The sequence below is a fragment of the Bacillus sp. 166amftsu genome (assembly GCF_900107445.1).
Taxonomy (GTDB): Bacteria; Bacillota; Bacilli; order Bacillales; family Bacillaceae_G; genus Bacillus_A; species Bacillus_A arachidis.
The window spans coordinates 1-6,341 of sequence record NZ_FNQA01000050.1 but is presented as its reverse complement, the minus strand read 5'-3'; the positions used below and the strand labels follow the sequence as shown (position 1 = coordinate 6,341).

Genomic DNA, 6,341 nt, shown 5'->3' with positions numbered 1-6,341 from the left:
CTTATGGGCAGGTTACCCACGTGTTACTCACCCGTCCGCCGCTAACTTCATAAGAGCAAGCTCTTAATCCATTCGCTCGACTTGCATGTATTAGGCACGCCGCCAGCGTTCATCCTGAGCCAGGATCAAACTCTCCAATAAAGTTAGTTTGTCTAGCATCTAAAATAAAAATTGACGTTTCACGTTGTTTGTTTCGTTCAGTTTTCAAAGAACTCGTTTGTCGCTCATTTGCGACTCCCTTATGTTAACATTTCTTCATTTCAATGTCAACTAAGTTTTTTATTTCGTTTGTCGCGTTTTGCGTTGTTGCTATCAGCGACTCGTATAATATTACACTTCTATATAATAATAGTCAATAACTTTTTGAAACTATTTTGATGAATTTTTCTCTTCTTTAAGACATCATTATAAGTGTATCCTAAAATCCCCTTTCTTCTCACTCACTTTCCCAATCCATAAAATGAAGCTTTAACCATTTTATACCTTATTCGTCTTCACCAATCGGCTTCTTTGCTTTCTACTTAATGTAGGACAAACCTTTAGCAGGTATTATCATCTATCCCTTCTCTCTATTCGAATCTCTATTTCCACCCTTATTTTAACAATTAATAGTATATAATTAGATGACTATTGTATTTTTCATTACCAAGATCATAATAACATAATAAAAATAAGCAGGTGAAAATATGGAAGATATCCGTGTACTTATAGCAGATGATGAAAAAGAAATACGAGATTTATTAAAAAAATATCTAGAACGGGAACTCTATACAGTAGATATCGCTATAAATGGCGAAGAGGCTCTTCACTTATTTGAACAAAACAAATATAACCTCATCATATTAGATCTTATGATGCCTAAAGTTGATGGTATCGAAGTATGTAGAAGACTTAGAAACAAAACAAATATCCCGATATTAATGCTCACCGCTAAAGATCAGGAAGTAGATAAAATTTTAGGCCTAAGCATAGGTGCAGACGATTACATTACAAAACCTTTTAGTATTAATGAAGTGGTCGCTAGAGTAAAAGCTCTCATGAGGCGTTTTTTAGTATTAGGAAGTAACGCTAACATACAAGAAAACACACTCTTAACATTCAAAGGACTAACAATTGATATAAACAAGTACATAGTTAACATAGATGGTAAAGAAGTGTCCTTAACTGGAAAAGAACTTGAACTATTAAAGTTCTTCGCCTCAAATCCTGAACAAGTTTTTACGAAGACGCAACTCTTTCGCAATGTTTGGGATAGTAACTATATAGAAGATGATAATACCGTTATGGTACATATTAGAAAACTTAGAAAGAAAATAGAAATTGACCCTTCAAATCCTAAGTTTATTCAAACTGTATGGGGGATTGGCTATAAATTTGTAGGTGAAAAGGATGAAGAGTGATAAAGTTCTCTATCTTATTCTATTGCAGTTTATCATCCTCACCGGACTTCTATTTATAGATATGGTTCACACATTAAAATTAATTTTATTCATTATCCTTATGGTTATAACAGGAAGTCTTTTCTTTACAAGACTTCATTTTATTCAAACTCGGAAGTCCATGGTTACGAAATTAAAACGCGCCATTAATGGCAATCTACATACACGATTATATACAAATAACGACCATTCATTAGATGACATAATTTTCTCTATAAATGACTTAATAACCGAACTAGAAAAAGTACAAGTTGAGGCCAAAAAGTCTCAAAAGGCTAGAAAACAACTTTTATCTAGTATCTCACACGATATACGAACACCTCTTACTTCTATTATTGGATATATTGACGCATTAAAAGATGGTATTGCTACTTCAGAAGAAGAAAAACTGGAATATCTTGAAATACTCTCAAATAAATCAAATAGTTTAAAACAATTAGTTGATGAAATATTTAATATGGCGAAGCTTGATGCTGATGAATTTTCATTAAAGGAAGAACAACTTGATTTTTCAGAGATTACTAGAGAGTCACTCATTGAGTTTTTACCTGAACTATCAAAACAAGATATAGAGTTACTAGTTAGCATCCCAGAAACACCTTGTCCCGTTACGGCGGATTCTCTTAGTCTTATGCGAGTTATAGGTAACCTCATGAAAAACGCTATATACTACGGAAAGTCCGGAAAAGTAATAGGAATCGAACTTTTAGAAACTATTAATGAATATCAGCTGCTCATTTGGGATAAAGGCCCTGGAATTTCAACAGATGATTTAGAAAACGTATTTGAGAGAATGTACCGAAGTGACCAATCAAGAAACCTCTCACATGGTGGGAGTGGCCTAGGACTTGCTATTGCAAAGGCTCTCGTAGAAAAAAACGGCGGACAAATATGGGTAGAAAGTATTCCGTGGAAAAAAACAACCTTTGGCTTTTCCATCCCTAAACAAACTACTTTTAAGAAATAGTTAAGAAATGATTAAGCAGCAGTTAAATCCTTCTTTTTATCATGTACTTAAGAGATTATAGAAAGCAGGTGTTCAACATCAATACAATTATAAAAACTACAAACTTGACCAAAGCTTATGGCAAACAAAAATCAGTAGATAATCTAAATATAAATGTGAATCAAGGAGAGATTTACGGCTTTATCGGACGAAACGGCGCAGGGAAAACAACGACAATCCGAATGCTACTAGGCCTCATAAAACCGACAAGTGGGAAAATCGAAATATTTGGGGAGGATTTTTTCAAAAACCAAAAAGAGATTTTAAGAAGAATTGGTTCTATCGTTGAAGTTCCAGGGTTTTATGAAAACCTTACTGCAAAAGAAAATTTATTAATTAATGCCAAAATCATTGGAGTTCACAAAAAAAATGCGATTGAAGAGGCATTAGAAATTGTCGGGCTAGAGCATGAAACGAAAAAGCTAGTAGGAAAATATTCATTAGGGATGAAACAACGATTAGGAATCGCAAGAACCCTTCTCCATTATCCAGAACTATTAATCCTAGATGAACCGACCAATGGCTTAGATCCAATTGGTATTAAAGAAATGCGAAAACTTATTAAATCTTTAGCACAAGAAAGAAACATAACGATATTAATTTCCAGTCATATTTTAGCTGAGGTCGAACAGCTAGTAGATCATATGGGGATTATTCATAAAGGGAAGTTATTAGAAGAGATCTCTCTTGATGAACTTCGAAAAACAAATCGTAAATACTTAGAATTTCAAGTAAGCAATGATAATAAAGCTGCGATGCTTTTAGAAAAACAATTTCATATTTTTGATTACGAAGTACATGATGATGGAAATATCCGCGTGTATTCTCATTTCGGACAACAAGGGCAGATTAATAAAACGTTTGTTCAAAGCGATATTGAAGTATTAAAAATTACGATGAGCGAAGACAGATTAGAAGATTATTTCACCAAATTGGTTGGGGGTGGAACAATTGGTTAATCTACTATATACAGAACTATTAAAATTGAAACGTTCTAATATGTTCTTGATTAGTATTATTGGGGCAGCTGTAGCACCTTTTATGATCGTTTTAGCCTTTTATATAGAAATGAAAACAAAACCATCCGTTACACCTGCGAGTTTCGATGCCCTTTTTCTTAATGTAAATATGTATATTATTTTATTTATGGGAGTTCTTCTATACGGAGTCGTTACCGCTTATCTCTTTAATCGTGAATACACAGAAAATACATTAAAAAATTTATTAACCATTCCTGTATCACGTTTTAACTTTATTATGAGCAAATTCATCCTTCTGCTTATTTGGATTATGATCCTAACTATAGTTGCATGGGGATTAACTTTACTATTAGGGCTATTAGGAGGTTTTCCTGGATTAAGCATCCCTTTATCTTTTCAATTTTTAGTGAAATTTTTATTAGGCGGTGGATTCCTTTTTATCTTATCTTCTCCTATTGTACTGCTAACTCTTGTAATGAAGACTTATGTTCCGCCTATTATATTAACAATTGTTGTAGCAATGGTAAATGTTCTAACTGCAAGTTCGGAACACAAGGATTTGTTTCCTTGGACAGCTGCACTAGATATAGTAAATAACGAATTGCAACCGACATATCCTCCAGAATATTCTTATGTTGCTATCGCTGCTACAGCTATTATCAGCTTTCTCGCAACAATATTCTATTTTAAAAAGGTTGATATCCATTGATTTATAAGGATAATGAAGATCAACCTATGTCTCTGTCTACCTACAACATTTTCATTTATATAATAGGAGTGAAATTATGAGCGATACAATTATTGCCTTCATACTCGGTATTGTAGAAGGGCTAGCTGAATTTTTACCTATCTCTTCTACTGGGCATCTTATATTAGTCGGACACTTATTAGGTTTTGAAGGAGAAAGAGCAAAAACATTTGAGATTGTTATACAACTAGGAGCCATTTTAGCTATTGCTGTTTTATATCATAAACGACTTGTTTCTTTATGTAACATTAGGCCTCTTCTGGAAAAAGAGAAAAGATTCAATGCACTACATGTTTTCCTAGGTGTATTCCCAGCCGTAATCGCTGGCTTACTCTTACATGATGTGATCAAAACATACTTATTTCAACCATATACTGTCGTTATTGGGCTTGTAGCAGGAGCTATTCTTATGATTTTTGCAGAAGTTAAAAAACCTGAAGCTACCTCCTATTCATTAGATGATTTAACATACCGTCAAGCATTAACAATTGGATTGTTTCAATGTTTAGCAGTATACCCTGGCTTTTCAAGGGCTGGATCCACAATGTCTGGAGGACTGTTAGCAAAAGTAAATTATAAAGCTGCATCAGAATTTTCTTTTCTTATAGCTCTTCCTGTCATGGTTGGAGCAACAGGTCTAGACTTATTAAAGAGTTGGGAACATTTAAGTATAGATGATCTTCCCATGTTTGCAGTAGGATTTATCACTTCCTTTGTCGTAGCAATGCTAGCAGTAGTAACCTTTCTAAAGTTACTAGCAAAAATAGGTTTAAAGCCATTTGCCTATTACCGCATTTTGTTAGCTATTGTATTCACTGTATTCGTATTGCTATAACCATATGAAGATCACCGATAAAAAGACAATAACTAACCGATATTTCTATAGGAGTATCGGTTAGTTGCAATTATACCTATTTAACTACCGTGCATTCCTCATTTTAGTAAAAAGACGCATTTAAACAAATTATTTATAAAAGACGTTCGTTTTATCATTCCAAAAGAATCATCTAATCTTAAAAACGTAGATGTTTGTTTAAAATAGCTTGACTTTATTATTCTGAATATTTTTTAATACAAATATATGTAAACGTTTATTAAATAGATGGATACAAATGAGCAGCACGAGTATATAAACCATATTTATTGAGCCCTTTCCTTTTCCTGACTCTAAAAACAATAAAGAAAATGTAATTTATCAAACAAACCATCTATTATGAACGAACGGAATCTTATCATAAGCAACGGGATATTTAACTAGACGATTAAGAAATGGGTGAATGATACTAATGAATCAATTAGCACAGCAATACTGGAATGAATACTGGAAGAAGAATGAAAAACCTCAAACTGTCAGTGCATGGCAGTTTGGGTGCTCTCCTGACTATCTTGCTCAATTAGTAATTGATGGTGTAAAAACAGCAACATGCTCTGGGCATATCTTCTATGAACTAGAAAACGAACCACTTCCAACAACCAATGATTATAGTATTATATTAAATAGCAATGATGAGCCTGTAGCTATTATTAGAACAACAGAAGTAACTTTGACACCAATGAATGAGGTCCCTGAAGAATTCGCTATTGCAGAAGGAGAAGGAAATCAGACCTATGAATATTGGAAAAACACCCATACAAAGTTCTTTACGAAAGAATTGAATGAAATTGGTCGTGAATTCTCTGAAGACATGTTACTCGTTTGCGAACGTTTTGAACTTATTGATGTGAAGAAATAAATATACTTACTTGTCATCTACAATTTAAGAAATACGTAGGTGATAAGTTTATCTTTATTATTTTTAATTCAAATAGATAAATACATATTATATTTTTAAACCACAAAAAAACCTAAGTCGAAATGACTTAGGTTTTTGCTTGGCGACGTCCTACTCTCACAGGGACAAGGTCCCAACTACCATCGGCGCTAGAGAGCTTAACTTCCGTGTTCGGTATGGGAACGGGTGTGACCTCTCTGCCATCATCACCAAACTATTGAAGGCATATTCCTTCAAAACTAGATAACATTTGCTTCATATTATATGGTTAAGTCCTCGATCTATTAGTATTCGTCAGCTCCACATGTCACCATGCTTCCACCTCGAACCTATCAACCTGATCATCTTTCAGGGATCTTACTAGCTTACGCTATGGGAAATCTCATCTTGAGGGGG

The 6,341-nt window shown here is 33.8% G+C and carries 6 protein-coding genes and 3 rRNA genes; 6 read left to right on the top strand and 3 right to left on the bottom strand.

Annotation, left to right across the window (positions count from 1 at the left end; all coding sequences use genetic code 11):
* A 16S ribosomal RNA gene (locus BLV40_RS27445) occupies nucleotides 1–141 on the bottom strand; the annotation flags it as partial.
* 545 nt (nucleotides 142–686) lie between these two features.
* Between BLV40_RS27445 and BLV40_RS27440 the strand changes: the two genes are divergently transcribed.
* The 6 genes from BLV40_RS27440 (at nucleotide 687) to BLV40_RS27415 (ending at nucleotide 5,906) form a co-directional block, all read left to right on the top strand.
* Nucleotides 687–1,400: a response regulator transcription factor gene (locus tag BLV40_RS27440; RefSeq protein ID WP_090695776.1), complete on the top strand. Its 714-nt coding sequence runs from the start codon at nucleotides 687–689 to the stop codon at nucleotides 1,398–1,400.
* Nucleotides 1,390–2,406: a sensor histidine kinase gene (locus BLV40_RS27435; protein ID WP_090695774.1), complete on the top strand. Its 1,017-nt coding sequence runs from the start codon at nucleotides 1,390–1,392 to the stop codon at nucleotides 2,404–2,406. The genes BLV40_RS27440 and BLV40_RS27435 overlap by 11 nt, the downstream gene beginning before the upstream one ends.
* A 68-nt stretch (nucleotides 2,407–2,474) precedes the next feature.
* The gene (locus BLV40_RS27430) at nucleotides 2,475–3,404 is read left to right on the top strand and encodes an ABC transporter ATP-binding protein (protein ID WP_090695773.1); all 930 of its coding nucleotides are present in this window, start codon (nucleotides 2,475–2,477) and stop codon (nucleotides 3,402–3,404) included.
* On the top strand, nucleotides 3,397–4,134 hold the full coding sequence (locus tag BLV40_RS27425; RefSeq protein WP_026593423.1) for an ABC transporter permease: 738 nt from the start codon (nucleotides 3,397–3,399) through the stop codon (nucleotides 4,132–4,134). Before BLV40_RS27430 ends, BLV40_RS27425 begins: the two co-directional genes overlap by 8 nt.
* 76 nt (nucleotides 4,135–4,210) lie before the next feature.
* Nucleotides 4,211–5,008 carry an undecaprenyl-diphosphate phosphatase gene (gene bacA, locus BLV40_RS27420; protein ID WP_090695771.1) on the top strand — a complete coding sequence of 266 codons (798 nt, stop codon included), beginning with the start codon at nucleotides 4,211–4,213 and terminating at the stop codon, nucleotides 5,006–5,008.
* Between the two features lie 451 nt (nucleotides 5,009–5,459).
* Nucleotides 5,460–5,906, top strand: coding sequence for an ASCH domain-containing protein (locus BLV40_RS27415; RefSeq protein WP_026593421.1), 447 nt, complete (start codon nucleotides 5,460–5,462; stop codon nucleotides 5,904–5,906).
* Between the two features lie 137 nt (nucleotides 5,907–6,043).
* Here BLV40_RS27415 and rrf read toward each other — a convergent pair.
* Nucleotides 6,044–6,159: ribosomal RNA gene (gene rrf / locus BLV40_RS27410) — 5S ribosomal RNA — on the bottom strand.
* A gap of 50 nt (nucleotides 6,160–6,209) precedes the next feature.
* Nucleotides 6,210–6,341 (bottom strand): 23S ribosomal RNA (locus BLV40_RS27405); the annotation flags it as partial.

Bases quoted from the DNA above. Each gene is read 5' to 3' on its own strand.
- BLV40_RS27415 (WP_026593421.1), top strand. From the start codon at position 5,460: ATGAATCAATTAGCACAGCAATACTGGAATGAATACTGGAAGAAGAAT.
- BLV40_RS27440 (WP_090695776.1), top strand. From the start codon at position 687: ATGGAAGATATCCGTGTACTTATAGCAGATGATGAAAAAGAAATACGA.
- bacA (WP_090695771.1), top strand. From the start codon at position 4,211: ATGAGCGATACAATTATTGCCTTCATACTCGGTATTGTAGAAGGGCTA.
- BLV40_RS27435 (WP_090695774.1), top strand. From the start codon at position 1,390: ATGAAGAGTGATAAAGTTCTCTATCTTATTCTATTGCAGTTTATCATC.